21 protein-coding genes and 1 pseudogene are annotated in these 25,879 nt (G+C 59.2%); 16 read left to right on the forward strand and 6 right to left on the reverse strand.

All coding sequences use genetic code 11. The features are described from left to right. Window positions 1-6 precede the first annotated feature (6 nt). Window positions 7-786 (forward strand): exodeoxyribonuclease III, encoded by a 780-nt coding sequence (locus R3C19_05745; protein ID MEZ6059846.1) that lies wholly within the window; start codon window positions 7-9, stop codon window positions 784-786. A 31-nt stretch (window positions 787-817) separates the two neighbouring features. Here the strand turns inward: R3C19_05745 and R3C19_05750 are convergent, their stop codons facing one another. Together R3C19_05750 and R3C19_05755 are read right to left on the reverse strand one after the other, a co-directional pair. Further along, complete coding sequence (locus R3C19_05750) at window positions 818-1,615, reverse strand: DUF1559 domain-containing protein (GenBank protein MEZ6059847.1); 798 nt, start codon at window positions 1,613-1,615, stop codon at window positions 818-820. A 25-nt stretch (window positions 1,616-1,640) separates the two neighbouring features. Continuing rightward, a complete protein-coding gene (locus R3C19_05755) occupies window positions 1,641-2,090 on the reverse strand; it encodes a zf-TFIIB domain-containing protein (GenBank protein ID MEZ6059848.1) in 450 nt (149 codons plus the stop codon). 227 nt (window positions 2,091-2,317) lie between these two features. On the opposite strand from R3C19_05755, the gene R3C19_05760 reads away from it, so the two are divergent. The 5 genes and pseudogenes from R3C19_05760 (at window position 2,318) to R3C19_05780 (ending at window position 6,960) form a co-directional block, all read left to right on the forward strand. Beyond that, window positions 2,318-3,355 (forward strand): class I tRNA ligase family protein, encoded by a 1,038-nt coding sequence (locus R3C19_05760; protein ID MEZ6059849.1) that lies wholly within the window; start codon window positions 2,318-2,320, stop codon window positions 3,353-3,355. 261 nt (window positions 3,356-3,616) lie between these two features. Next, a pseudogene (locus R3C19_05765) lies at window positions 3,617-4,289 on the forward strand (class I tRNA ligase family protein). A 160-nt stretch (window positions 4,290-4,449) separates the two neighbouring features. Beyond that, the gene (locus R3C19_05770) at window positions 4,450-6,036 is read left to right on the forward strand and encodes a DUF5915 domain-containing protein (protein ID MEZ6059850.1); all 1,587 of its coding nucleotides are present in this window, start codon (window positions 4,450-4,452) and stop codon (window positions 6,034-6,036) included. A 71-nt stretch (window positions 6,037-6,107) separates the two neighbouring features. Continuing rightward, entirely contained in the window at window positions 6,108-6,374 is a 267-nt protein-coding gene (locus R3C19_05775) for an AAA family ATPase (GenBank protein ID MEZ6059851.1), read from the forward strand. Between the two features lie 292 nt (window positions 6,375-6,666). Beyond that, window positions 6,667-6,960, forward strand: coding sequence for a hypothetical protein (locus R3C19_05780; GenBank protein MEZ6059852.1), 294 nt, complete (start codon window positions 6,667-6,669; stop codon window positions 6,958-6,960). On the opposite strand, the gene R3C19_05785 is transcribed toward R3C19_05780, so the two are convergent. Then, on the reverse strand, window positions 6,950-7,477 hold the full coding sequence (locus R3C19_05785) for a hypothetical protein (GenBank protein ID MEZ6059853.1): 528 nt from the start codon (window positions 7,475-7,477) through the stop codon (window positions 6,950-6,952). The genes R3C19_05780 and R3C19_05785 overlap by 11 nt on opposite strands. Window positions 7,478-9,054: 1,577 nt before the next feature. Here R3C19_05785 and R3C19_05790 point away from each other — a divergent pair. After that, a complete protein-coding gene (locus R3C19_05790) occupies window positions 9,055-9,510 on the forward strand; it encodes a non-reducing end alpha-L-arabinofuranosidase family hydrolase (protein MEZ6059854.1) in 456 nt (151 codons plus the stop codon). Between the two features lie 196 nt (window positions 9,511-9,706). Here the strand turns inward: R3C19_05790 and R3C19_05795 are convergent, their stop codons facing one another. Beyond that, entirely contained in the window at window positions 9,707-10,282 is a 576-nt protein-coding gene (locus R3C19_05795; GenBank protein MEZ6059855.1) for a rhomboid family intramembrane serine protease, read from the reverse strand. Next, entirely contained in the window at window positions 10,279-11,139 is an 861-nt protein-coding gene (locus R3C19_05800; protein ID MEZ6059856.1) for a DUF1080 domain-containing protein, read from the reverse strand. The genes R3C19_05795 and R3C19_05800 overlap by 4 nt, the downstream gene beginning before the upstream one ends. A 116-nt stretch (window positions 11,140-11,255) precedes the next feature. Here R3C19_05800 and R3C19_05805 point away from each other — a divergent pair, with 116 nt between their 5' ends. Further along, complete coding sequence (locus tag R3C19_05805) at window positions 11,256-12,431, forward strand: glycoside hydrolase family 5 protein (protein MEZ6059857.1); 1,176 nt, start codon at window positions 11,256-11,258, stop codon at window positions 12,429-12,431. An 18-nt stretch (window positions 12,432-12,449) separates the two neighbouring features. On the opposite strand, the gene R3C19_05810 is transcribed toward R3C19_05805, so the two are convergent. Continuing rightward, entirely contained in the window at window positions 12,450-12,929 is a 480-nt protein-coding gene (locus R3C19_05810; protein MEZ6059858.1) for a hypothetical protein, read from the reverse strand. 431 nt (window positions 12,930-13,360) lie between these two features. On the opposite strand from R3C19_05810, the gene R3C19_05815 reads away from it, so the two are divergent. The 8 genes from R3C19_05815 (at window position 13,361) to R3C19_05850 (ending at window position 25,863) form a co-directional block, all read left to right on the forward strand. Beyond that, window positions 13,361-14,266, forward strand: coding sequence for an NAD(P)H-hydrate dehydratase (locus R3C19_05815; GenBank protein ID MEZ6059859.1), 906 nt, complete (start codon window positions 13,361-13,363; stop codon window positions 14,264-14,266). A 191-nt stretch (window positions 14,267-14,457) separates the two neighbouring features. Beyond that, window positions 14,458-15,363 carry a hypothetical protein gene (locus tag R3C19_05820; protein MEZ6059860.1) on the forward strand — a complete coding sequence of 302 codons (906 nt, stop codon included), beginning with the start codon at window positions 14,458-14,460 and terminating at the stop codon, window positions 15,361-15,363. Between the two features lie 244 nt (window positions 15,364-15,607). Continuing rightward, window positions 15,608-16,321, forward strand: coding sequence for a MotA/TolQ/ExbB proton channel family protein (locus R3C19_05825; protein MEZ6059861.1), 714 nt, complete (start codon window positions 15,608-15,610; stop codon window positions 16,319-16,321). 52 nt (window positions 16,322-16,373) lie between these two features. Next, window positions 16,374-16,823, forward strand: a complete 450-nt coding sequence (locus R3C19_05830) for a biopolymer transporter ExbD (protein MEZ6059862.1) — start codon at window positions 16,374-16,376, stop codon at window positions 16,821-16,823. A gap of 39 nt (window positions 16,824-16,862) precedes the next feature. After that, entirely contained in the window at window positions 16,863-18,440 is a 1,578-nt protein-coding gene (locus tag R3C19_05835) for a protein kinase (GenBank protein MEZ6059863.1), read from the forward strand. Between the two features lie 67 nt (window positions 18,441-18,507). Continuing rightward, a complete protein-coding gene (locus R3C19_05840) occupies window positions 18,508-21,552 on the forward strand; it encodes a PQQ-binding-like beta-propeller repeat protein (GenBank protein MEZ6059864.1) in 3,045 nt (1,014 codons plus the stop codon). A 220-nt stretch (window positions 21,553-21,772) separates the two neighbouring features. Continuing rightward, on the forward strand, window positions 21,773-24,187 hold the full coding sequence (locus tag R3C19_05845; protein MEZ6059865.1) for an ABC transporter substrate-binding protein: 2,415 nt from the start codon (window positions 21,773-21,775) through the stop codon (window positions 24,185-24,187). Continuing rightward, window positions 24,169-25,863, forward strand: a complete 1,695-nt coding sequence (locus tag R3C19_05850) for a hypothetical protein (GenBank protein ID MEZ6059866.1) — start codon at window positions 24,169-24,171, stop codon at window positions 25,861-25,863. The genes R3C19_05845 and R3C19_05850 overlap by 19 nt, the downstream gene beginning before the upstream one ends. Window positions 25,864-25,879: the final 16 nt, after the last annotated feature.

Raw genomic sequence — 25,879 nt, forward strand, 5'->3', positions numbered from 1 at the left:
ACGTCCATGCGAATCACTACCTGGAATGTCAACGGATTGCGGGCGGCGATTCGCAAAGGCTTTGCTGAACACATCGCGGAAATTCAGCCTGACGTGTTGCTGCTTCAGGAAGTCCGTGCGCTTCCGGAACAGCTTCCGGAACAGTGGCAACAACCCCACGGATGGCACGTTGCATGGCATCCCGCCGACCGCAGGGGTTACTCGGGAACGGCGATTTGGTCTCGGTTTCCGATCAACGATCTTCGATACGGTCACCAGAATGCCGGCCGGGAATCGGACATCGAGGGCCGACTGATTACCGTTTCGATCAACGGACTAAGCGTTTCCTGTGTGTACCTGCCGTCCGGTTCATCCGGTGAGCACCGTCAGGCGGTGAAGGAGCAGTGGATGAGGAAGTTTCGTCGCTGGGCTGGCTGTCAAGGCCGGAGCGGCCCGACGATTTTCGGCGGCGACCTCAATATCGCTCACACCGAACAGGACATTTTCTATGCCCGGGCGAACGAAAAGACGTCCGGGTTCCTGCCCCACGAACGGCGCTGGTTCAGCCGCCTTTTGGATTCCGGCTGGCACGACCTTGCCCGCGAACATTTCGGCGAGATGCAGGGGCCGTACTCCTGGTGGTCCAACCGCGGACGAGCACGCGAACTGGATCGCGGCTGGCGAATTGACTACCTGCTGGCCAACGCAGACGCACGTTCGCTGCTTCGGTCCGCCACAATTCACCGCGAAGCCGGTCAGACCGTTAGTGATCACGCTCCCGTATCCGTCGACCTGCACTGGCCGTAGTACGACGTGCCAATCGTGCGCTTCCGGGACCTCAGAAGTCCCCGACGGCTTCCCCGTCATTCGGGTCGGCAAGTCTTCTCAACACGTCCTGGGCCACGTCAGGTCCAATGACCCGGACCGAGCCGTCAGCCATCAGCATCATGGCTCCCCCACCAGGGATGACTCCTCCGAACTGGTTGGGCGAAGATCCGATTCCCGCCGCCGGGTCTCTGAGGTTGGCAGGGTCTCCCCAGGCCATGAAGCCGGAAGATACCTCGCCTGCCATGAGCGTATTTGACGTGCCATCCTTCAGGTATCGAATCGGAGTGCCCGTGTTCTTCCGAAGCAACTGCGAATTCGCTGCGTAATGGGCAGCTCCCAGTCCGTTGACATGCGTCGTTTCCGGATCGTCAGCCGCGAGTTTGGGATGCAGGTACGCGGGGACTTCGACTTCGAACCACTCGTAATTGTCCTCCGACGTCCACGGCTGGTCCTGGTTGATCCGGCTGTAAAGCCCGGCCTGATCGACGTAAGGCAGCAGGCTGGTCATCCAACTGCTGTACGGTTCGTCGTCAGCCGTGTAAATCCCGCCCGGCGGAAACACGTCGTACACGTCGTGGTAGTTGTGCAGCGCCAGACCGATCATCTTCAGGTTGTTTTTCGACTGCACGGTGCGGGCCGCACTCCTTGCCTGCTGGATGGCGGGCAGCATCAGGGCCGCACCGACGATCGCCAGTACCACGAAAGCCGCGAACACGATTCCGAGAATCAGAAACACCAGGGCCGGTGTGCTCATCTGGCCGCGTCGACCGCCGAATCCGTCTGTTATGGCTCGTTGAAATTCACGCATATCGCACCCTTTCCTTTGTGGCGGGTTATCCGACGTTCAGAAATCGGACAAGCACACGGTCGACGAATCGCACCGCAGCTTCCTTCAGGCTGGCCGGCGCTTCTTCGGGAGCGTCGAACTTCTGCTGGTCCTGATGTCGGGCACGAGCTTCATTGATGCCGCGGAACTCGCCGCGGTCCAGCCAGATACCATGACATTCGTCGCAAAGGTCGACTTCGATCTGCGTTTCCGGGTAGGCGATCTTCGACAGCGGCACACCGCAACGAGGACAGATGCGGCTGGTCTTCTGGACATTTCGCGGCACTTCGAGTTCCGCGACCGCGCACGACAGGACAGCGTTCAGTTCAGAGGCGTCAAACCAGCCTCCGCGGCAGCTTGGGCATACATCGATTTTCGTCTTCTGGTCACTGAGCATCTTCTCTTCGAGGAACGACGTTCGGCACTTCGGGCAGTGAGGCTGGTGAGTTACAGACACGGCGGAGTGCTCCTGTGGTGAAAAGTCATCCTAGTCTGACCGACATTGAACCCGATTCCCTACGGCCTTCCAATCCGCAAGGTCATGTTTTCCGCCGGATTCCACTTCTGCCAGGCGACGGCAATTCGATTGACGCGACGTTTGCTCTACAATCCGCCGCCTTCCGGCCTGGTCACTTTTCTTTCTGCGGCACCGGCTGCATTCAACTTCACATTGTCTCACATCAGATGTTCCAACCCGTTTCTGACAGTCAGTTCATTCCCGGCGAACACTCCGTTCTGAAATTCTGGAAGCTGCACGACACGTTTCGTCAATTGCGGCTGAAAAATCGCGGAAAGAAGCGCTGGAGCTTTCTCGACGGCCCGATCACTGCCAACAACCCGATGGGAGTCCACCATGCGTGGGGCCGCACGTACAAGGACACGTACCAGCGGTTCTTCGCGATGACCGGTCACGACCAGCGATTCCAGAACGGCTTCGACTGTCAGGGCCTGTGGGTCGAAGTCGAAGTCGAAAAGGAACTCGGTCTGGGAACGAAAAGCGCCGTCGCCGATTTCGGCATCGATAGGTTCGTCAACGAATGCAAACGGCGAGTCCTGCGATTTGCGGCTCGGCAGACCGAACAATCGCAGCGGCTGGGCTACTGGATGGACTGGGACGATCCCGATCAGTTGCGAATGCTGGCGGAAAAGCTGGGCACCGATGAAAACGTCCCGTTCACGGCTCCCAGTGGCAAGGCAGAAACGGCGAAGGCTCACCAGATCGTCGAACGGCTCGGCTGCCCGGAATGGGGCGGCAGCTACTTCACGTTCAGTACGGAAAACAACGAAACGATCTGGACGTTTCTGAAGAAGTGTTTCGAACGAGGCAAAATCTACCAGGGCCACGACGTGATGCCGTGGTCAGGCCGAGGCGGCAGCGCGTATTCGCAGATGGAAATCGCCGAAGGCCGCAAGCTGACGACTCACAAGAGCGTGTTCGTCAGGTTTCCGATGCTTTCAAAAGATCCGTCTGATCCGTCCAATCCGTCGGACTCGACCGATCAGGAATACCTGCTGGTCTGGACCACGACGCCGTGGACGCTGACCAGCAACGTGGCAGCCGCCGTCAACCCGGACCTGGAATACGTGAAGATCCGGGCGAACAGGGACGCGCGATCTACTACTTCGCGAAGGACAATCTGCACTTCCAGCGACTGGCCAGTGAATTCAAAGACGGCTTCGGCCGCCCGGAATGGAAATGGCCGGACGGTGTCGGCAAGCTGAAAACGATCGCTCAGATCTTCAAGGAACAAGGCGGGCTTGAGGAAATCGGTGGCGGTTCGGCGAGAGGTCTCCTGAACTCGTCGGCCTCCGGTATGCAGGTCCGTTCGATGACCTGCCGAGCGCGAAGATCAGGTTGGCGGCCACCCAATCGACGATTTGAACACGGCGACCGGAGCCGCATGGCACAAAGTCATCGACGGCGGCCGTGATTCTCGCGGCAACGCGAACGTCGTCGCGGGGGAAGGTACCGGAATCGTTCACATGGCTCCGGGCTGCGGCGACATCGACCATAGAATTGGCACGTCGCTCGGCATGCCGATCATTGCTCCGCTCAAGGACGACGGAACGTTCGACGAAGGCTTCGGAGACTTCACCGGCCGCGAAGCCATCGATCCGGAAACAGCGGAGCTGGTCTTCCAGAAGCTGCGAGAAGAACCTGCTCGTCGCGGTCGAAACCTATCCGCACATCTATCCGCACTGCTGGAGAACCGGCGACGAACTGGTGTTTCGGCTCGTCGATGAATGGTTCATCAACATGGACTGGCGGGAAGAAATCAAAGACGTCACTCGGCAGATTCGCTGGCTGCCGGACAGCATCGACGGACAGAATCGCGAAGTCGAATGGCTGTCCAACATGGGCGACTGGATGATTTCGAAGAAACGCTTCTGGGGACTCGCCCTGCCGATCTGGGTCGATGACGAAACCGGCGACTTCGAAGTGATCGGGTCGCTGGGGGAACTGCGCGACCGAGCCGTCGAAGGATGGGACGACTTCCGAAGGCAACACGCCTCACAGGCCGTGGATCGACAACGTCAGGATCCGCAACCCAAAAACCGGCAACCTGATGACTCGCATCGAGGACGTCGGCAACCCGTGGCTGGACGCGGGCATCACTCCGTTCAGCACGATGCACTACAACCACGATCACGATGAATGGCAGAAATGGTACCCGGCTGATCTGGTGACGGAATGCTTCCCGGCCAGTTCCGCAACTGGTTCTACAGCATGTTGGCGCTGTCAACGATGATGGCTACGACGAGACTGATGATCCAAAGCAAAGCGGCCGTTTAAGACTCTGCTGGGTCATCGACTCGTGCAGAACGAAGAAGGCCAGCCGATGCACAAGTCGGACGGCACAGCCATCTGGTTCGAAGAAGCGGCGGAGCAACTCGGCGTCGATACCATGCGCTGGATGTACCTGCAGCAGAATCCGGCCGCTGACCTGCGGTTCGGCACGCGTCATCCGCACGAACCCGTGACATTGCAAACGGCAGACGGACCGATCGAAAAGACGAAGGAAGGCGTCCCCACTGCGAAAGTCACCAGCAGTCCGGCCGATGAGACTCGGCGGCGAATCCTGATTCCATTGTGGAACTGTTATAAGTTCTTCGTCGACTACGCAATCGCCGACGGGTTTGTGCCCAGCGACGAACTGCGTGCTCGAGTAGCCGGAACGTGTGCCAGTGCATCGTCCGGGGGCCAGAATACAATCACTGGCAAAGCCAGTGGCACACTTTCCGTTTCAGATCGTCCGGAAATTGACCGCTGGATTCTGTCCAACCTGCAGTCGCTGATTGAAGTCGCTCATCGGGAATTTCCCGAATACAACGTCGCTGCGTTTTGCAGCGCGGCGGCGGGTTTCGTCGATGACCTGAGCAACTGGTACATCCGCCGCAACCGCCGCCGCTTCTGGCGCAGTAAAGACGCCAGCGACGCCGATAAAATGGCGGCCTACGAAACGCTGTACGAAGTGCTGGTCGTGCTTTCGCGGCTGCTGGCACCGTGTATCCCGTTTCTGACAGAACGCATGTACCAGAATCTGGTGCTGGGGACTCAGCCGGGTGAAACATCAGACCGATCGGGTGAGACGCTGCCCGAAAGTGTTCACTTGTGCGATTACCCGACAGCCGATTCAGCACTGCTGGACGCAGCCTTGAACCAGCGCATGGCGGCCGCTCAGCGTGTGGTAAAGCTGGGGCACAAGCTGCGGGAAGAATCCGACCTGCGAGTTCGTCAGCCGCTGGCGGAACTGCAGTTCGCCGCGGCCGATGCCGAAACAGCCGATGCGATTGCTCATCTGGCAGACGTTATCGCCGAAGAATTGAACATCAAACAGATCACGCGACAGGAAAATCTCGACGACAAAGTCCGCTACAGTTACAAGCCGAACCTCAAGACGCTCGGCCCGAAGTATGGCAAGTTGCTGGGAATTCTTCGCACGAAACTGCCGGAACTCGGCGACGAAGTTCTCAGCCCGCTGCGTCGCGGCGATAGCGTTTCGGTCGAGATCGAAGGCAACGCAGTCGACCTTTCGCCCGACGACGTTCTTGTCAGCACCGAACAGGCGGCCGACTGGGTTTCGTCCGATGAAAGCGGCATCCAAATCGCCGTCAGCACTGTGCTCACCGACGACCTGATCCGCGAAGGCATGTCCCGAGACTTCGTCCGCCACGTCCAGCAGCTTCGCAAGGACGCCAACCTGCACATCCAGGACCGCATCCGCGTCGAATTCCATTCCGAAGAGAACATGCTTCAGGCCATGGTCGCCGAATGGAGCGACTACATTCGAGGCGAAACTCTGGCCGACGACATCACGCTTGTTGATGCACCGCCGGACGACGCGAAATCCGTGTCGGTCGGCGATTCGCGATGTACGATCTGGATCATCAGATATACTTGACGAATTAGGTGCGTGGCGCGATGACGATCGAAGAGTGCCGCTAAAGCTGTTACGTTCAGAGACCGCACGCTGTGTATTCCAGCATCAACATTTCCGGTTACCGTTCTCTCAGTCGGCTGACGATTGAGCCTCTCGGAAGAATCAATCTTCTGGTTGGCGAGAACAACAGTGGCAAGACCTCCATTCTGGAGGCGATACATCTGCTTGCAGATGGCGCGCGCGGTTCACTTTTGGACGTCGCCCTTCGTCGCGGCGAGTGTTTAGTTGCAGAAGATAACGGCAACGGTCGCCCATACTTGCAGGACATTCGCCAGGTATTCAGCGGTCGCGAACGCTGACGGCCAAAGACTGCAGATCACCGGCACCGAAGCCAGCGGAATCGAAAGCCGGGTTTCATTGGATGTCGTGACTGTCGAAAACAGCCCCGTGGTCGCTGTCGACGGCTCGCAGACTTCCGTCCCGGTAAGTCCGCCATTTGAAGGTCGACTGGGGATAAGCATCCAATCGCGGGGTAGAGCTGACTCAGGCCTGCCTGCAGGGCCGCTCTATCCTGGCCAGGAGGGCCTCGTCGCCATGAGACTTGGCCGGACTCAGTTGGGATCCAGAAATCACCCGTCTGTGCCGCGATTCGTGGCGACTTCCGGTCTGTCGCCGAAGGGTGTTGCATTTGGACTGGATCAGTTCAAGCTCCGTGCGGAAGAGAAATTGATTCTGGATGCCATCCGGATCGTTGAACCCCGAATCAAAGCCATTGCAACCGTTGGGGAAGCATCGCGTCATGTCGGTGAAGGCAGCCGCGGAATTATTGTAGGTCTGGAGGATGCCGATGAGCCGGTTCCCATTGGCAGCTTGGGGGACGGTGTTTGGCGACTTCTTGGACTCGCACTTCATTTTCTCGCGAGAGGCCAGTTCTTTAGTCGATGAGATTGATACGGGATTGCATCACACAGTGCTGGATAGATGGCGACTCATATGCAGCGAGTCGCAGAAGTTGAACGTTCAGGTCTTCGCCACAACTCACAGCGACTGCCGAGAGCCTCGCGACATCGCACACCATGGCGTATTCGAAAACAGCGAAGTGATGATTCACGCATTGAAGGCGGATCATTCGGTGCCGTATCCCGAAGCTGATCGTTGCCGCCGCTGAAGCCGGAATAGAGGTTCGGTGACGTGACCAGAGCCGATAATCCTCGCAAATTGTTCGTTGAGGCGACTGAACCGAACGATCCCGGAGTTGATCGAGGCCAATGGCTTTCAGTGGGAACAGACGGGCCGCACGGGAGTTCGTGAATTTCTCGGCGATTGAAGACAGGGCGGCAAAGAGAATCTGCTCGACAGAAAGAAGCTGGCGATTCGTTTCAAAGATCCGACGACGAAGTACTTCGGCATCATCCCGACGCTGATCACAACGCCGCGAACAAGTGGGAAAAGCCCGCCCCATTTGTTCGGACTTCTTCAGTCGACTTTCCCACAACCGCCTGATCGCTGTCAACGATCGCGGTCAGCGTCTCGGCAGTCTGATCATGCCGACAATCAGTCACACGGAATGCTGGAGACCTTCTGACATTCCTGGTGCCTGATCACGAAACGAACCCGCTTCGAAAATTCGCTTCAGAAGCGTGTCACGGCGACGGAACACGGTGCGAACTTCAAGCGCCCATCGCGACAAAGCCGAAATCCACACGTGGTCGCATGGCAGGATGAACCTCGACAGCAGTTGCACGCGGCCGTTCAGCCGAGAATTCTCAACCCGAATTCCGAATATGCAGCACCGTTCGTGCATTGGTTTCGAGAGCTGTATGAATTAGGCACGACTCATGGACCTGGTTGAAGAAATGAAGCAACTCGCTCAGCGTTGAATCACGCCGGAGTTGAGTATGCTTTGTGCGGTGGCCTGGCGATGGCGATGCACGGCGTCCACGAGCAACTCAGGACATTGATTTCCTGATTCCCGAGTCTGAACGCGAACAAGTGCTGAAGATCGCCGAAACAAAAGGGTTCTGATTCCCAGCGGGCTAATGCCGTTCAAGGCGAAAACTCCGATGGCGATGGATATCTGGCGGGCATCCAAAGCCATCGAAACTCAATGATTTCTCTCGACTTGATTATTGTCTCGCCCGGACTTCAGATGTCTGGGATAGTCGCATTCGTGTGACGCTGGAGGACATGGAGTGCAGCGTCGTTTCTCGCGAGGGACTGATCGCCATGAAGAGAATCGCCGGACGATACCGTGATCTTGCCGACATCGAGAAGCTGACAGATGGAACCGAATCTGCAAATAGTATTGCGTCGACATGTTCCGGAAGCCATTTCCGCCCGGCTGGAGATGGTGACTCAGAACAGACTGTGTCGCTTTCAGCACGCGAAGGCGGTTCTGCCGCCGAGTACCTCGAATAAGCGCGCTGATCGCGAGCAACGACTCTGCCGGACACTGAAAGCCATGTCTTCACCCGTCATCGCGTACACGTTCTGATCCTGATTGCCGCGGCTCAGGCAACTTACACTTTGAAAGCTGACGAGCCAGGTCGCAACCTTCCAATGGCGGGCCAGTGAGCCCCTGCTGACGGCTCGGGCCGTGGACGGGTGGCCGTGGCATGCGGTGAAGGATCCTTCCATCGTTAAGCACGATGGCACGTGGCATTTGTTTGTCACCGTGCGAGGTTCCGATCGCAGCCATGCAATCGTCTACATGTCCTTCGCTGATTGGAACGACGCGGAAGCCGCCGAGCGTCACGTCCTGCCAATGCATGACGGTTACTTCTGCGCGCCGCAGGTGTTCTGGTTTGAGCCTCACCGGAAGTGGTATTTGATCTGCCAGGCATCGAACGAAGCGTGGGGTGAGCGACCTTACCGTCCGGCGTTTTCGACGACGGAAACGATCGGCGATCCGAAGTCCTGGTCAAAGCTGCAGCCGATGCTCAATCTCGATGCAACCGGGCCGAAGTCGGGGCTCGATTTCTGGGTGATCTGCGATGACAGCTTGGCTCACCTGTTCTACACGACGCTAGACGGGAATATGTGGCGACGGGAAACTCCGCTGGACCAGTTCCGTTTGGCTGGTCAGAACCCCAACTTGCGATTAACGGAGACATCTTCGAAGCGTCTCACACCTACCGCCTGAAGGGACTCGATCAGTACCTGACGATTGTTGAATGCGAACATGGCCACGGTTTCCGTTACTTCAAGGCGTACGTCGCGGACCGACTGGATGGTGACTGGCAGCCTCTGGCCGCGACGAAAGAGAACGCGTTCGCGTCGCTGAAGAATGTGACTCAGCCCGGTGACGGCTGGACGGCCGCGATCAGCCACGGCGAACTGATTCGAACCGGTGCCGATCAGCGTCTGGAAGTTGATCCGTCGAATCTGCAGTTTCTGTTTCAGGGAGTGAGTGCTCGGGACCGCGAAGGAAAACAGTACGGCGAAATTCCCTGGCAACTGGGGTTGCTCAATGCCGTCCCAGCGGATTCGCCGTGAGACAGCGACGCCGCTCGTTCACACTGTCGTCGCAGACCAGGCCGTTTGAAGCTGACTGCCTGGTGCCTGGCCAGCACTGAATCGATGACTTGTGTGTCGCTGGATTTGCCCGTGGTTTTCGCAGCGTGGACGCACTGGCACAGCCAGTGCCACACGTCAGGGCACTTTGCCCAGGGCACGGATCCGCGACAGCGGGTCAAGCGCGTACGAATTCGTGGCGTTGTGGTCTCACTGTCGCGGTGGCGACAACCGCGCCGGCGACTGCTCCCAGCAGATGTCCGTCCCACGAGATTCCGGGTCCGACCGTCGGCAGCACGCCGGCCAGCAACGTGCCGCCGTAGAGAAAACCGACGATGACCGCGACTGCCAGCGGGACGAAGCGGCGTTCGCGGAAACCGGCGACGAGCAGAAACGCGATCAGCCCGTAAATCAGACCGCTGGCTCCGACGTGAACGCGATCGCCGCGGCCAAACAGCCACAGCAGCGCGCCGCCGAGCAGCACAATCCCGATAACAACCGCTGCTGAATTCGCGCGCGAACCGGCCAGCAGACACAGCAGCACGATCAGCGGAATCGTGTTGCTCAGCAAGTGCCCCCAGCCAGCGTGCAGGAACGGCATCGCAACGACGCCGGGCAATCCGGAGACCGTGCGCGGCAAGATGCCAAACCGGTTCAGGTCACCGGGGATGACAAAGTCTGCCAGGAACACGGCCCACACGGTTCCGACAAAGACCAGAACGCCGCGCAGTTCGTCGCGAACGGCATGCTTCATTCGTCGTCGCCCGCATCGTCATCGTCATCGTCATCGTCATCGTCGTCGTCGTCGTCGTCGTCGTCGTCGTCGTCAGCCGCTTCCGGCTTTGGTGGAGCGTATGGCTTGATGTTGAACGGGGCGCTCACGCGTTTGCCGACGGCTGGTCTCAGATCTCGAACCCAGATGTTTCGGAACCTGACCGGGTCGCCGTGGAACTGCAGTGAGATCGGTCCGGTTTCGGGAATTGCCGAGTAATGCGGCGCCTGGATGTAGCTTGTCGGGCCCATGATTTCGAAGTGGTTCAGCACCAGGACTCCGTTGTGCAGAACGGTCACGAACGCCGGAGTCTGCAGGTCGCCGTTGGTTCGGAACTTCGGAGCCGTAAAGAAAATGTCGTAGTTGTTCCATTCGCCGGGCTTACGCATGGCGTTTGCCATCGGCGGCGTCTGCTTATAGATCGAGGCGGCCTGGCCGTCGAAGTAGGTTTCGTTTTCGTACGAATCCAGCACCTGCACTTCGAACAGTCCCATCAGGAAGACACCGCTGTTGCCTCGACCCTGGCCGGAGCCGCGGATTTCGGTGGGGGCCGCCCATTCGACGTGCAGCTGGATGTCGCCGAAGGTCTGTTTCGTGCGGATTTCGCCTTCGCGCGGAATTGCGACGCCATCTTCGACCAGCCACTTTTCACCGCCTTCCCACGCGGACAGGTCAGAGCCGTCGAACAGCACCGTCGCGTCGGACGGGGGCAGGTTATCGCTGGTTCCGGGTGTCACGACGGGAGGTTCCTGCCATTCGACACCGCTTTTCCATTCCTGAGCCGACACGATTCCGGCAGTCAGAAGTCCGGCACACAAACCTTGCACAAGCAATTTCACGAGTATTCTCCTGGGAGGATTCGACGGATGAATCGCTTTCGCGAGCGGATTCATATATTTGTAACGCGGGCCGCAAGATGCAATTCGACAGTACTTCAGAACCGGAGAATCGCGTGATGCCGCGACTGTTGCCAATCCGACATTTCCGCTCGCATTTCGTGTTGGCGACGCTGCTGTTCGCTGTCGCGGCGCGGATGAACGCTCAGACGTCCAGCGTACCGGCTTCAGGTGCCGCCGCCGAGACCACAGCCGAAAATGCGGCTGCGTTTGAGCTGATGAAGTCGTTTCAGCACGGTGTCAACTTCGGCAACTTTCTGGAAGTGCCTCCCGATCAGAACTGGGGGGATAATTCGACGAACGATGTCGACTATCGCCTTGTCGCGGAACAGGGCTTCGACCACGTTCGCCTTCCGACCGCGTGGCAGCATTACACCGGACCGGCTCCGGAATTCACGATCAAGCCGGCGTTTTTCAAGCGCGTGGAGGAGCAGGTGAGCCTTGCCGAAAAGCACGGTCTGGCGATCGTCATCAACGTTCATCACTTCGACGAGTTCATCTCAAACCCGGCGAGTCAGCGGGAGAAGCTGATGAAGATCTGGGAACAGCTCGCCACGCGGTTTCGAGACCGTCCGCTGACGGTTGCCTTCGAGATTCTGAACGAACCACATTCCACCGCCGGCGCCGCCGTGATGAACGATGTTCTGGCGGAGGCTGTCAAACGAATCCGCCGGATTGATGCGCGGCACCTGATCATCGTCGGGCCCGACGAATGGAACGGCGTGCGGGGGTTGAAGAATCTGGTTGTGCCGGACGATGACCGAACTGCGGTGACCGTCCATTGTTACGATCCGTTTCTGTTTACTCATCAGGGAGCCACCTGGACGGACGGCATGGCCGACATTCGTGACGTCGCATATCCGGAACCCGGAAAACGCAGGGTCCGTGCTCCGGACAATGTGCCGGACTGGATTCGGCGGCAGGTAGAGTCCTACAACCGCAGCGTGGAAACTCAGACGGCCGGCGTTCCCGCGTTTCAGCCGTCGCTGGAGGAAGCTGCCGCGTGGGGACGCGAGCATCGTCGTCCGATCTACGTGGGTGAATTCGGTGCCATCGCGACGGCTCGTGCCGAAGACCGCGCGGCGTTTTACCGGGATTTCCGTCTGACCGCCGAAAAACTGGGGCTGGGATGGAGCATGTGGGACTGGAAGGCCGGATTCCACTACTGGGACAAACAAGCGAACGCGCCCGCGCCGGGGATGAAGGCGGCCCTTTTCGGAGACTCCGGGAAGTGACTCACGAAACGGATGTCGTCAGAACAGCCGCTTCAGCCGATCCATCAATCTCCAGAATGCGTAGCCCGGCCGCCGTCGAAAGTGCAGCCAGCGCACTCTGGCGGTTTCCGACTCATCAAACACCACGGTGGCTTTTTCGGCTCCGGCACTCCAAACGCACAGCGTGTAATTGCGAGCAGTCTCGTCAGTCGGTGCCAGAGGATGGGATGCATCGATGAAGTTGCTTCCAAACGGGAAACCGGTCTGCGTACCTGTCCATTCCGGAACGCCCAGCACGGCCTGGACCTGTTCGCGAGTTGATCCCGGCTGAAGTGTCGAGACGTTTTCGATAAATGCCTGTTCGGCTTCGTGCCGCTGATGAAAAACGGCGAACGTGACGGCGATGCCGACCACCACGATCGCCAGAACCGACGCAAGTCCGCGGCGCTGGTTTTTCCGGACGGCTGTGCCACCGGAGTTCGTCGTTACAGCGGGCGGCGCATCTCCAAGCTGCTGCATGGTGAACCGATTGCTTAGACCTGCGGCAGATGAGAATACACCCTCCCGTTTTGACGGGAGGGTCGAATTTTGATCGCAGTTCAGGCGATCAAACGAGGGGAGGGTGGCCGCGCATCGGGAGCTCCCCGTGCGTCCCCTCCCCGCGATCGAACGCCTGAACGGCATTCGACCGGCGACCCTCCCGTTGAAACGGGAGGGTGAAGCAATTACGGCTCTGCATTGGTAAATTCTCATCTGCCGATCGCTTTAACACATTCCTGTATTCTGCATGTCGCCATGTGTGAGGTATCGCAATGCGTTGGATGGCGCGAACCGGCGAGGTCGTTCGCATCCTGCTTCGGATCACTCGACGCGGTTTGTCAAGACGGTGGGTGTCTGATTCAGTGGCAGAATAATCCGCGGTGAATGGATATTAAACGGAAAGCATCGTGATGGACTCAGTTCAGCGGATCCTGATTTCAGACATCGTGATTCCGGATCGGCCGACCGACGGGCACAAGGGAACGTTCGGCAAGGTGCTGGTGATCGCCGGTTCGATCGGAATGAGCGGTGCGGCATGTCTGGCGGCGACGGCAGCACTTCGCGGCGGCGCGGGACTGGTGTATGCCGCGGTGCCGGAGTCGATACAGTCGCTTGTCGCGGGATTCGAACCGAGCTACCTGACGATTGGTCTGCCCTGCTCTTCCGGCGGCCTGCTGAGCGCGGTGCCTCCCGGCCAGGTGACGTCGATTGTTGAAGGCCGGGATGCCGTCGCCATCGGTCCTGGCCTGGGCAGATCTCATCATGCCGCCAATATCGTGTTGTCCGTGATGAACGATGCTCCGTGCCCGGTCGTGGTCGACGCGGATGCACTCAACCTTGCGGCGGAACACGGAGTCTGGTCCGGCCAGAATGATCCGACTCCGGCATCGGACCTGCCGGCGCGCGTGTTGACACCGCATCCGGGAGAGTTTTCTCGCATGTCGGGGCTTTCGATTTCCGAAGTGAACGCGGATCGCGAAGGTGCCGCCGTGGAGTTTGCTCGCCGGGCAAACGCGATCGTCGTACTCAAAGGGGCCGGGACAGTCGTCACGGACGGACAGCGGGTGTATATCAATTCGACGGGAAACGAAGGCATGGGGACCGGCGGTTGCGGGGACGTGCTGACCGGGTTGCTGGCGGCTCAGTTGGGACAGGGAATACCCGCGTTTGCTGCGGCCTGTCTGGCGGTTTACATCCACGGGTTTGCGGCGGACCTTGCCGCTGTCGAACTGTCGCGGCGAGGTCTGATCGCTTCCGACGTGCTAAAGTATCTCGGTTCCGCGTGGTTGCAGTTCGAGCGATCGCTGCCGGACTGATGTCACGGTATACTTTCCCGGCATCGACATGCGGTGAAGTCCAATTCGTTGACACCCGCAGTGTCGCGGCGATAGCATCGTCCCGGAGACTCTCGGCGGCTCACCCGTCATTATGGAAACTGTTGCCTCCGTAGAAGTTACGGAGTTTGTTGATCCCCCCCCCCCTCAGGGCATGGTGCGAGGCAAGGTGGGTGTCTGTGACTGTACCGGGCAGAGCGGCGCGGCGCGTGGCCGGGCGCGTTCCCGTGATGGGAGAAACACGCTACGACCTTGCGACAGCGGCGCTGATTTCGGTCCTGCTGGCGCTGGTGGCATTCGTGGCGATCCTGGTTGCCATCTGGCTCAGCAACCTGCTTCCCTCTAACACACCGCTGAACCCGATGCAACTGCCCGGTGACGGCGGTTACGAAGACGGCAATCCGGACGAAACGCTGCACGTTGAGTCGCCCGAAGATCCTTCCGATGACCCGTCGCTGTCCAACGATCAACAGGAAATGCAGTTGGAACAGGTGCTGGAACAGGTCATCACAGTTTCCGAAACAGCCGCCGAACTTGTCGCGCCGAATGAATACACGGACCCGACGGGAGGCGGCAATCCGGGCAGCGCGGAAGGAACCGGAAAGCCGCTGGGAACCGGAGCCGGACTGACCGGCGGCACGCCTCGCGAACAACGCTGGTTTGTGCAGTTCGCCGACAAGAGTGACCTGAAGTCGTACGCGCGGCAGTTGGATTTCTTCAACATCGAACTGGGTGTCGCGTTTCGGGACGGCCGGATCGTCTATGTCAGGAATTTCAGTACCACGCCGGTCGTTCGCAATGCACGGATCAGTGCCAGTGAGCAGCGGCTGTTCATGAATTGGCAGGCTGGCGGTGAACGGGTGAAGGCCGACATTGACCTGCTGACTCTGGCCGGAATCACGGACGTGAGTTCCGGCATCATTCTTCATTTCTATCCACGGGAAACTGAGGAGATACTGGCGCGTCTTGAACACGATTATGCAAACCTGCGGCCGGATCAGATCCGTCGAACGTATTTCGATGTCGCGCGCGACGGCGACGGGTTTAAGTTTGAAGTCACAAATCAAAAGCGTCGGTAGTGCCGTTCCGAAAGGGCAAAGGATTCGCGGCACGCGTCCGTCAGGCGCTGCTGACGGCCGGGATTCCGCGTGACCCGGCGCGGCTCGGCCGAGCCCGCGAAAGACCACGGTTGGCGAAATGCGGCGTGCGACACATGGCTGGCGTGGCGGTCGTATCGTTATCGGGTATTGACCTGCGGTTAGCCCGGGGCATGTTGAGTGTGCAGTCATTGACAGGAATTCGGAAAGAAAGGTCCAAATCGCTATGGAACTGATGTGCCTGTCGGAGGCTGCTCCGAATGCAGCGGCGCTTGCTCAGATCAATTTCACTCCGCTGCTGGATTTCTTCGGAAACGCCATCTACGCAGCCCTGGCGCTGGCGGCAGGTTTCGGCCTTTATTGCATTGTCGTTCTCTGGCGGCGAGTTCAGCAGAAAAGCTTTCCCAGCCGGAATGCTGCCAATACGTTCATCGACGACGTGGGTGAACGCCTGGATCAGAACGACTTCGACGGTGTCAAGGAAATCTGCGACAGCCCGGAACTATGGGCCAGAGCCGTTCCTCAACTGGTGTATGTTGCCGTCGACAACCGAAATAAACCGGTGAAGAAAATCAAGCAGATCATCGGCGAGTATTTCGAGCGGGAGATCGTGTCCGACCTGGATGCTCGATTGTCGTGGGTCAACACGATGGTGAAGGCAGCGCCGATGCTGGGACTGCTGGGAACAGTCACCGGGATGATCACGGCATTCAAAAAGATCGCCGGTACCGGGGAATCGGGCGTTAAACCGTCGGAACTGGCATCCGACATCAGCTTCGCTCTGTTCACGACGGCGGCCGGGCTGGCGATTGCAATTCCGCTGGTGATTCTCGGCGCGATGGTCCAGGTTCGGATCTCCAGACTGCAGGATTCCGTGCAGGAACACGTGGGGACGTTTGTGGATGACCTGGAAGCCGCGCAGGTCAGAAGTCGCGGGTGACATCAGCGGCGCGGAAGTTCGTGCCAGAGGCAGCAATTCCGGAGAAATAGCAGTGTTCCACGAGGGTGGCGGTTGGCATCGCAAAAAGAAGATCGCCGAGGCGGAACTGGATATCACTCCCATGATTGATGTCACGTTTCTGCTGCTGATCTTCTTTATGGTCACGTCCACCATGCAGGGAACTCCCGACAAGGACATTCCCCCGGCGCAGACCGGCGATAACGCGAACGCCGCGTCGTTTCTGGAAGTGACCGTGCTGGCTCCGAAGACTCCGGGCGGCGACAGTGAAATTCTGGTGGACGGCAGGACGACGACGCTTGATGAACTGCAGAACGAACTGATGCAGCGAGCCCCGCTGGCTCCTCCCGACGTCGGACTGAAGCTGATGATCTATGCGGAACGCGACGTTCGTTCCGGATTCATCGGAGAAGTCGAGGGCGTCATCAATGAAGTGGACGAAGGAAAAATCACGTACAGCTTTGCCGTTCGAGACAAGAAGTAACCAAGCTGCGATGAACGCCGGTGGCGTTCGGGAGTGTTCATGTCGGATCTGGTAGACAAGACATTCGGCGAATTCCACCTGCTGAGGCATATCGGCAGCGGCGGTATGGCTGATGTGTATCTTGCCGAACAGACGTCGCTGCAGCGATACGTGGCCGTCAAGGTCATGAAACCGTCGCTGATCGCGACTTCCGGAGAAGCGATGCTGGCCCGCTTCAAGCAGGAAGCGATGATGGCCGCCGGATTGAATCACACAAACATCGTTCAGGTCTATACGATCGGCGAACAGGATGGCTACCACTACATCGCGCAGGAATTTGTTCAGGGGAAGAATCTTTCCGCGATCCTGAAGAACAAGGGCGCTCCCGATCTTCCGTCGGCGATGCATGTGATTCGCCAGGTGGCGGCGGCGCTGAAGGCCTCCGGGCAGGCGGGGATCGTGCATCGGGACATCAAGCCCGAAAACATACTCGTTACGAAGAAAGGTGAAGTGAAGGTCGCTGACTTCGGTCTGGCACAGCTTCACGACAGTTCCGATGACGGGCACCTGACGCGGGAAGGCATGACGCTGGGAACTCCGCTGTACATGAGTCCGGAGCAGGTGCAGGGCAAGGAACTCGACCCGCGGTCGGACATTTATTCCTTCGGCGTCACCTGTTATCAGATTCTCAGCGGCAAGACGCCGTTCACCGGTGCCAACCCGATGGCGATTGCCGTTCAGCACCTGAACACGCAGCCTCCGCCTCTGAACGAAGTCAATCGCACTGTTCCGAAGGTGCTGTGTCGCGTCGTGCATCGCATGATGGCCAAGCGCCGGTCGCTGCGGTATCAGTCGGCGGCTGACGTTGCCGCGGATTTAAAGGAATTGATTACTGCTCTGAAACAGGGCCGGTCACTGGACCTGATCCGGCTGCCCCGGCTGGATGAATTGGATCGTGCCGCCGCCGACGCCCGCGGCGGCGATGTATCCGCCAGCGGTGAACACAAGGCGATCAAACAGAAAAGCGATTCGCCGGCCAGCCGAACGCCGTCCGGACGCCGCGGCAACTATGATCTGGGAACCGATATTCCACTCGGCGCCACGGTTGTTGCGGAACCACTCTCACCCGATGTCGGCCGCCGGCGCCGGTCGCCGGTTCCGAAAGACACCCTTCCCTGGGTCAGTCTGCCGTCGTGGGAGGAGGAAGATGACGATGACATTCCCATTCATCGCCATACCCCGGACTTTGAAGAAATGGATCTGACGCCGATGGTCGATGTGACATTTCTGCTGCTGATTTTTTTCATGATCACGGCTGCGTTTAATCTGCAAAAGAAATTCGACATGCTGCCCGCCAGCAAGGACGAAGGCGTGTCGACTCAGCCGGTTGAAACTCCGCCGGAAGATTCCCTGACCGCCGAAATCGGCCCGGACAACATTGTGTTTATGGATGACCGTCAGGGAACGACGTACACGGAGGTTCATGAAATGCTGCGGGATGCCAAGGATACGACCGGCGGTCTGGAACTGCGGCTGCAGGTGGATCCAGATTCCAACCACGGAACGCGCATCATGGTTGTCGATGCGGCAACCAGCGTCGGATTTGTCGTCAAGACACTGATTAAGGAAGTCCGCTGATTCTTGCAGCGCGACAGCGGACGGACTCAGCCACTGAAATCCTTTACAACGGGCGGAACACAAGACCGTGCCAACGGAAGACTACGACGAGGTCGACGAATACGACGACGTGGAAGACGCCGAAGTGGCCGAAGAACTGCGCGAAGCGGAGGAAAAGGGCCGGCGGCAGCTTGCTCGCGGCGCCGCTTCCCGGTTCAGCGATCGGCTGACCGGTGGTGCCGAACGGCCCGGTGAAGAGCAGATCGCACGGTCTCCGTTTGTCGTCGGCCTGGGGATCTCCATCGGCGTGCTGGCGATTGCAGCACTCGTCTTCTATGTGCTGATTCGTTATACGAGCGAAAGCCGTTCGCTGGAAGCCGCCCAGGCGGCTCTCGACGGGCAAAGCTATCAGGAGGCCGACAAGAAGTTCGAACAGTTTCTTGTGGACTTCCCCAACAGCAGCAGCGCCGAAGTTGCGCGGATCGGACTTCACAAGGCTCGCGTCCAGCAATATACCGCCAGTTCCAGCCTGACGCCCGATGGTATCCATGAAGGCGTCGCGCAGCTTGAACAGTTCGTGAACGTGTGCCGTGACTTTGAAGCCTTTCGCGAAGAGAAAGACAACGTTCGGCGGTATGCGGAAATTCTGGCACGAACCGGAGCCGTCTCCGCTGCCAAAACCAAGAAGCGTCAGCCGCTCGACGACAGCATCGCGGCGACCGCAATTCTGAACCGGTTTGCTCCGGACGGAGGCATTCCGAAAGACACGGAAGATGCCCTGACTCGACTGCAGCGCAGCGCGGAGTCCGAGATTCTGAAGCAGACAGTGCTGGAAGGAGCCCTCGCGGACATCAATGCAAAGATTGATTCCGGAAACACCATCGACGCGCTGGCCGCTCGGCAGGCACTGATCGACCAGTACGAAGTTCTGAATGACGACAGCGACGTGCAGGCAGTGCTGACGAAAATCCTCGAAGGCGAGCAGCAGTTGATCACACGGGAAGCGGCCGGTCGGGATGCCGAGACCACCGAACTGCCGGGTTCAGGCCTCAGCTCCGTTTCGCTGACTCTCAGAACTCAGGCCACTGTCGACCAGGTCTCCCAGGGCCGAATGGTGTTCGCGCTGGGCGTCGACAGTTGTTACGGCCTGGACGCCGAAACGGGGGAACCGCGGTGGAAGCGAGTCGTCGGTGCCAACGCCCCATTCGCGCCGCAGACGGTTGCCGCATCCGTTCCTGGACTGCTGATCTATCACACCGGCAGCCGCGAACTGGTGATGCTGTCTCGGCAGGACGGTAGTGTTCTGTGGCACCAGTCCATGCCGGACGTGCCGAACGGCGATCCGCTGATTTTCCAGCAGCAGATTTACATCACAACTCAGGGAGGCAGACTCTGGCAGATTTCCGCGGACAGCGGTCGAGCTGTGTCGGTTGTCAACTTCACGCAACCCGTGATTGGTCCGCCTGCCCTGAGTTCCGATGAACGGTTCCTTGTGATTCCCGGCGACCAGGCACTGGTCTACACGCTTAGCCTGTCGCCGCTGGAATGTGTTGCGGTTTCCTACATTCCTCATCGCCCGGGAAGTGTGGAAGCACCGGTGCTGACGCTTGGCGGCCTGTACCTGCTGTGTGACAACGACACTGTTGACGATTGCCGGCTGCGAGTTCTGGCGATGGATCCGCAGACATCGCGGCTGACCGTTCGGGCACAAGACAGCGTCGCCGGCCAGGTGCGCGACCACTGCCTGCTGCGGGGAGACAAGTTGTTCGTGCCGTCGTCGCCGCAGCGCGTCTCCGCGTTTCGAGTCACCGATGATCCGGATGCTGCTCCGCTGGGCCGAATCGGCACGAATCAGATTGAAAACGCGGGCATTTCTCCGATGTATCTGCTGGCCGGACCCGGCGGGCAGTTGTGGCTCGCCAGCCAGGCTCTGCGACGCTTCAGTGTGCAGACCAATGCCTTGCTGCTGGATAACACAGAAGCGGTCGCTGAGGGACTGCACCTCCGAGAGATGCAGTTCCTGGACGACAGTGTGTTCGTAACAACCAGCGAGCCGTATTCGTCGTCGATGTTCTTCACGCGCGTTGACCGGGAACGCATGACTGGACTCTGGCGAACCGTGATCGGCGCGAATCTGGTTGCCGTCGGTCCGTCGTCAACGTCGCAGTCGATGCTGGCGGTCAGCGATTTCGGTGAGCTGTTCCGCATTCCGCTGCCGGAACTTGCCACCGGCGGCTTCGTTCTTGAGTCGACCAGCAATTTTCGTTTGCCTGACAAGCTGGAGGATCCCGTCGGCGGACTGCGGCTGACCGATGGTCGCCTGGCCGCATACTGCGGCGGTGCCGAACCGGCGCTGTGGACCTTCAGCGGTACCGGCCAGCTTGAACAGAAGTGGCCGCTTCCCGCAGCTCCGGAGACACAGCCGGCGTCGCTGGCGGAAGGAGTTGTCGTCGCACTTCCCGGCCGATTGCACATGACCGCCCGGAAAGGCGGCAGTGTCCAGGACTACCGCGCGTCGCAGACGCTGAACCAGCAGGCATCGTGGAAGTCGCTTGTCGCACTTGGTGACACGCAGGTTCTGGCGGTGAATTCGGAAAACCAGTTCGTCAAAGCGGAATTCCGAACGTCGCCGCCGCAACTGGCCGAAGTCAGCGTGACGCGAATGGATCACCCCGTGGAGGTTGCTCCCACTCCCGCCGGAAACCTGCTGGTCGTGGCGACCGCCGACGGAAGGCTTCTGCTGATGCAGGCCGGAACGCTGGAAGTGCTCGGCGAAGCTGACCTGCAGGGCGTGCCGTCGCATTCCGCGTTTGTTGCAGGCAATCGGATATTCGTGAATGTGGCCGGCAAGGGTGTGAAGGTGTATTCGCTGGATCCGTCGCTGCAGCAGACGGGTTTCCTGCAGACGGACTCAGCGTATCTTGCGGGAACACCCGTGCCGGACGGTGCCGGTGGATTTGTTGCGGCCCGTTCCGACGGAATCGTCGCCGTGCTCGACGCTGACGGCAACGCGACGGCGAAGACGATGTCACTGGGCCAGGCGATTCAGCAGGGGCCGCTGGCGATCGACCCGTCACTGGTTGTCATCGCCATCGACGGCAGTCTCTATTCCATTGAAGGCTTCCTGAAATAGTTGGCTGCCATTGATGACTTCCGACAAACGACCCCTCAGCCTTCGATGTTCTCCGTGCGGCCCGTTCCACGCGCGCATTCTGCGGCACGGCATTTTGACGCGGCTGCTGGTTGCCTTGGTCGCACTGACACTTGTGCCGGATCGCAGTGCCTTCGCACAGGACGATCCGCCAGCTCAGAACGCACGGCCCGAGCAATCGGAGCTTCCAAAACTTGAATCCATGACGCTGCCGTCAGCCGACGAGCTGATTCAGCGGTTCAATGACGACAAGATCTTCGACTGGGTCGTGCTCGGCAACGATGGTGTGCTTGTTGTTCAGCCGCTGTGGCCGCGGCCGGATACGATGCAGAAGCGAGCCGAGGAAATCAAAACGCTTGAAGCGGCCAACCCGCAGACGCAGGAAGAACGTGTCGCACGCAACAATCGGCGGGAAGAACTGCGGTATCTGGAACTGGAACTGTTCAACGACAGGGAACTCTATCGGCTGCCTGCGGGGCAGATTGCTCAGGTCATTAACTTCGAAGACCTGATGCTGCACCGAACAGACCGGTTGCTTGAAGAAGGTGACGTTCGGACGGCTTACGAACTGCTGCGGCTTGTGGAACTGGCGGCTCCCGGCTGGGAAAAGGCGATTCCGCGATTCGAATCGCTCCTGCTGCGCGAAGCCGAGTTGCAGAAAGCGAAGGGGAACAATTACGCCGCGCTGGCACTGCTGGATGAACTCGCCACGCGAAACATCAACAATCCGCAGTTGAAAGAACAGTTCGGGACTATTGTGGATCTGTCGGTCGGCGAAGCTGTTGCAGCGGACGATTTCTCACAGGCACGCCACCTGATTTCCCGCCTGAAGAATCATTTTCCCGATCATGAAGTGGCCACGAAATGGACGGACCAGTTGCAGCAGCGATCCGCACGTCTGATGACTGAAGCCATCAGCCTGGCGGATCAGCGCAGGTTCAGGCAGGCCGCTGACAGCGCGCGCGAAGCGGATCGAATCTGGTCTCCCACCGGCAACATGCTGGCGGCCTATTCAACGATCCTCGCCCGACATCAGGTCATTCGCGTGGCAGTGCCACGGCTGGCGAATGCCGGCGTCATTTCCCCCGTTCCGCTGGACGCCGGGTTGCGCGATCGGGAGCTGACGGAAGTTTCGCTGCTGGAACCGGAATCCGCCGGAGAGTTGACGTATTTTCAGTCGGACTATTTTGAAAAATGGGAGCCCGCCGATCTGGGCCGCCAGGTTGTGTTTTCCCTGCGAGCGACGCGACCCTATTGGCAGTCTCAGCCGATTCTTTCCGCCAACCAGATCGCCGACACGCTCAGCGATCTGCTGAATCCGGAGTTGCCTTCGTACAGTCCCCGCATGGCGTCGTTTGTCAAAGAATTCTCCGTGCGGTCGCCCACGGAGCTGGCCGTGGAGTTTTCGCGCGTTCCGCTGAACATCGAGGCAATGTTTCGATTTCCGATCGTCGGGATTCCGGAGGACGAACGCAGCAATCCCGCTGCCAAACCCCGGACGCTGTCGTCGCGATTCGTGCTGACTGAAGAAAGCGAAAGCCACCGCGCGTACCAGCGCAGAATTCCCGAACCGGACGGCCTGACCATTCAGCAATACCACGTCGCGGAAATCGTGGAGCAGCGGTTTGATACCCGGCACGAACAGATTCAGGCGTTTCGACGCGGCGACGTTGACGTGCTGCCGCATCTGGAACCATGGGAAGTCGACGCGTTTCAGGCATCCGGTAAAGCCTTCGTGCAGCAATACGCTCTGCCGAGAAACCACGTAATCGTGTTCAACCCGCTGTCAAAGACGACGCACAGCACTCAGCTTCGGCGTTCGTTGTCGCTATCCATCAACCGTGACAGCCTGCTGAAGAACATCATCCTTCGAGATCCGGAAGGCAAGTACGGTCGTGTGTCGGGCGCCGCGTGGCATTCACAAAGTTACGCCACCAGTCCGCTGGTCGCGCCTCCCGAATACAACATCCGGCTGGCGTTTGCTCTGAAGTTCGCCGCGGAGGAATCGCTGCGGATTCCCGACAAGCTGAAATTCATCGCGGAGGCCAAAGCCAGGGCTCTGCAGGAAAAGCAGGATTGGGACGAACTGGAATTCCGCAGTGTCCATGGTGAGGAAATCAAAGCCGTTGCCGCACACATCAAACTGCCGAAACTGAAGATGCTGTGTGTGCCGGAACAGACAGCGCTGCAGGCCGCGGCGAAGATGGTTTCCGTCTGGTCAAAAATCGGTATCGAAGTCGAACTCATTCCAGCCGATAAACCCGGAGAAACGATCGCGGATGACGGCTGGGACATGATGTACCGTGTCGTTTGCCTGAAGGAGCCGGTACTGGATCTGTGGCCCCTGCTGACTTCGGATGACACGTTCGACGTCAACCGACTGTCTGCGTACCCCGACTGGATGCGGCAGGAATTGATCAACCTGGACTACGTCACCAGTTTTACGGATGCTCAGGAAAAGCTGTTTCAGATTCACCGGCACATCGCCGCGCAGGCATTTCTGATTCCGCTGTGGGAAGTCGACGACTTCATCGCGTTTCGACGAAATGTGAACGGGTTTGAGACGCGGCCGGTAACCACCTATCAGGACGTGGAACGATGGGCGGTGAAACCGTGACAATGACGCACTCAGAACAACTTCGCGCGGACGCGGCGGCCGCACTGATTTCGCCGACAGCCGTGAGTCGCATTTCCCTGGCTGACCGGTCCGAACTGTCACTTCCGGATCGCCGGGTTTCGCAAATGTCGTCTGTGGTCTTGCTGTTCGCCATTGCGTTTGTGCCGGTATCAGTTCAAGCGGCACTGGAAACGGAATCACCCGTCAGCGACGAGACAGCGGAAGTCGCCGCGGAAACGCCGGAAGAACTGCTGCCGATCCGCCAGCGGCCGTACCAGGTCACTGTCTCGATGGCGTTTTCCGGCGATTCGCGACTGGCGGTGCTGAACCGGGAACATGTCCTGAAGGCAACGGCCGACGCCGTCCGGCGGATGTACGGTCCGATGTGGAATGCCAGCTTCGAAATCAATACGTGGCTGCAGCCGGGAACGCCGGATCAACTGAAGCGACTACAGTTGACGGACCTGATCCGCGAAGCTCCGGAACCCGGCAATTCGCTGGTTCGATATCCGGAAACGGAAGTCCACAAAGCCTTTCTTGTCACGGTTTCCGCAATCCAAAACTCCTACACAGTCGCGTGCCGCGAATACGATTCCAGATCGCAGGAACTGACGCCGATCCGAACGGACATCACGTTTGACGAACGGTCCATACCCGCCGTCGCGGCACGACTGATCCGGGATTCGTTTCGTCCGACGCTGATGTTTTTTCGCCGGTTTCAGGACGCTGACGGTAACGAGTTCGTGGAGCTGGAAGTGCAGGCCGGCGAATTTCCCGCGCCGGATCCGTCGGCGGAACAGATCGTCATCGACGATGTCCTGCGCCCGTTCCTGCGAGAAATGGACCGGCGCGATCCCTCGAAGCTGAAGGCGCTGAAGGCATTGCCGCTGACCTATATTCGAGTCACCGGTGTCGACAACGAGATTGCCCGCGGAATGGTGACCGGAGTACTGATTTCGCACGCGTCGCTGGTCCCGTTTGGCGGCCGTGCCCGGCGGACCGAACAGATGGCACTGCGGCAGCGACCTGCCGCGGGAAGCAGCCGCGTGAAGATCGTTCTGAGAACCCGGCCCGACAGACCGCTCGTCAGCCAGCGCACGGCGCTGGCATTCAAGCTGCGATACACCGATCAGGACCAGGCCGAACAGGTTCGGCTGCTGAGTGATCGCAACGGCGAAGTCGAGATCTTCCGGCATCCGGAATTCCCGACGTTCTGGATCTACGTTTACAGCGGCGGCATTCTGCTGGCTCGCGTGCCGTACGCTCCCGGAATGCTGCCCACCGATGTGATCGAGCTGCCCGACGATTCGATTCGTCTGAGCCTGGAAGGAGAACTGCAGTTGCTGCAGGATGAATTGGTCGACGCCGTGGCCCTGCGCGAGGTGTATTTCAGCATGGCTTCCAAAGCGGCGGAGGCCGGAAACGCGGTTGAAATGGAACGACACCTGAAAGCTCTGGCGGAAATACCGGGCCGGGAATACTTTCTGGAACAACTCAGTCTGCGACGTGTTCCGGCTCTGAACGAAGCCCGGGAAAAACGGAATCGAAGTCAGGAGCGCGATGTCACCCGACTGTGCAATAAGATGCAGGATTCGCTGACGCGATTTTTCAGTGACGAGAAGAAACAGGAACGACTGGAGCAGATCGCCGAACTTCGTGCGAAAGCCGGTCGTTAGCGAATACCACTCAAGA

The sequence above is a fragment of the Planctomycetaceae bacterium genome, assembly GCA_041398785.1.
Taxonomy (GTDB): domain Bacteria; phylum Planctomycetota; class Planctomycetia; order Planctomycetales; family Planctomycetaceae; genus JAWKUA01.

Bases quoted from the DNA above. Each gene is read 5' to 3' on its own strand.
- R3C19_05745 (MEZ6059846.1), top strand. From the start codon at position 7: ATGCGAATCACTACCTGGAATGTCAACGGATTGCGGGCGGCGATTCGC.
- R3C19_05750 (MEZ6059847.1), bottom strand. From the start codon at position 1,615: ATGCGTGAATTTCAACGAGCCATAACAGACGGATTCGGCGGTCGACGC.
- R3C19_05760 (MEZ6059849.1), top strand. From the start codon at position 2,318: ATGTTCCAACCCGTTTCTGACAGTCAGTTCATTCCCGGCGAACACTCC.
- R3C19_05785 (MEZ6059853.1), bottom strand. From the start codon at position 7,477: ATGGGGCGGGCTTTTCCCACTTGTTCGCGGCGTTGTGATCAGCGTCGG.
- R3C19_05795 (MEZ6059855.1), bottom strand. From the start codon at position 10,282: ATGAAGCATGCCGTTCGCGACGAACTGCGCGGCGTTCTGGTCTTTGTC.
- R3C19_05805 (MEZ6059857.1), top strand. From the start codon at position 11,256: ATGCCGCGACTGTTGCCAATCCGACATTTCCGCTCGCATTTCGTGTTG.
- R3C19_05810 (MEZ6059858.1), bottom strand. From the start codon at position 12,929: ATGCAGCAGCTTGGAGATGCGCCGCCCGCTGTAACGACGAACTCCGGT.
- R3C19_05815 (MEZ6059859.1), top strand. From the start codon at position 13,361: ATGGACTCAGTTCAGCGGATCCTGATTTCAGACATCGTGATTCCGGAT.
- R3C19_05825 (MEZ6059861.1), top strand. From the start codon at position 15,608: ATGGAACTGATGTGCCTGTCGGAGGCTGCTCCGAATGCAGCGGCGCTT.
- R3C19_05835 (MEZ6059863.1), top strand. From the start codon at position 16,863: ATGTCGGATCTGGTAGACAAGACATTCGGCGAATTCCACCTGCTGAGG.
- R3C19_05845 (MEZ6059865.1), top strand. From the start codon at position 21,773: ATGACGCTGCCGTCAGCCGACGAGCTGATTCAGCGGTTCAATGACGAC.
- R3C19_05850 (MEZ6059866.1), top strand. From the start codon at position 24,169: ATGGGCGGTGAAACCGTGACAATGACGCACTCAGAACAACTTCGCGCG.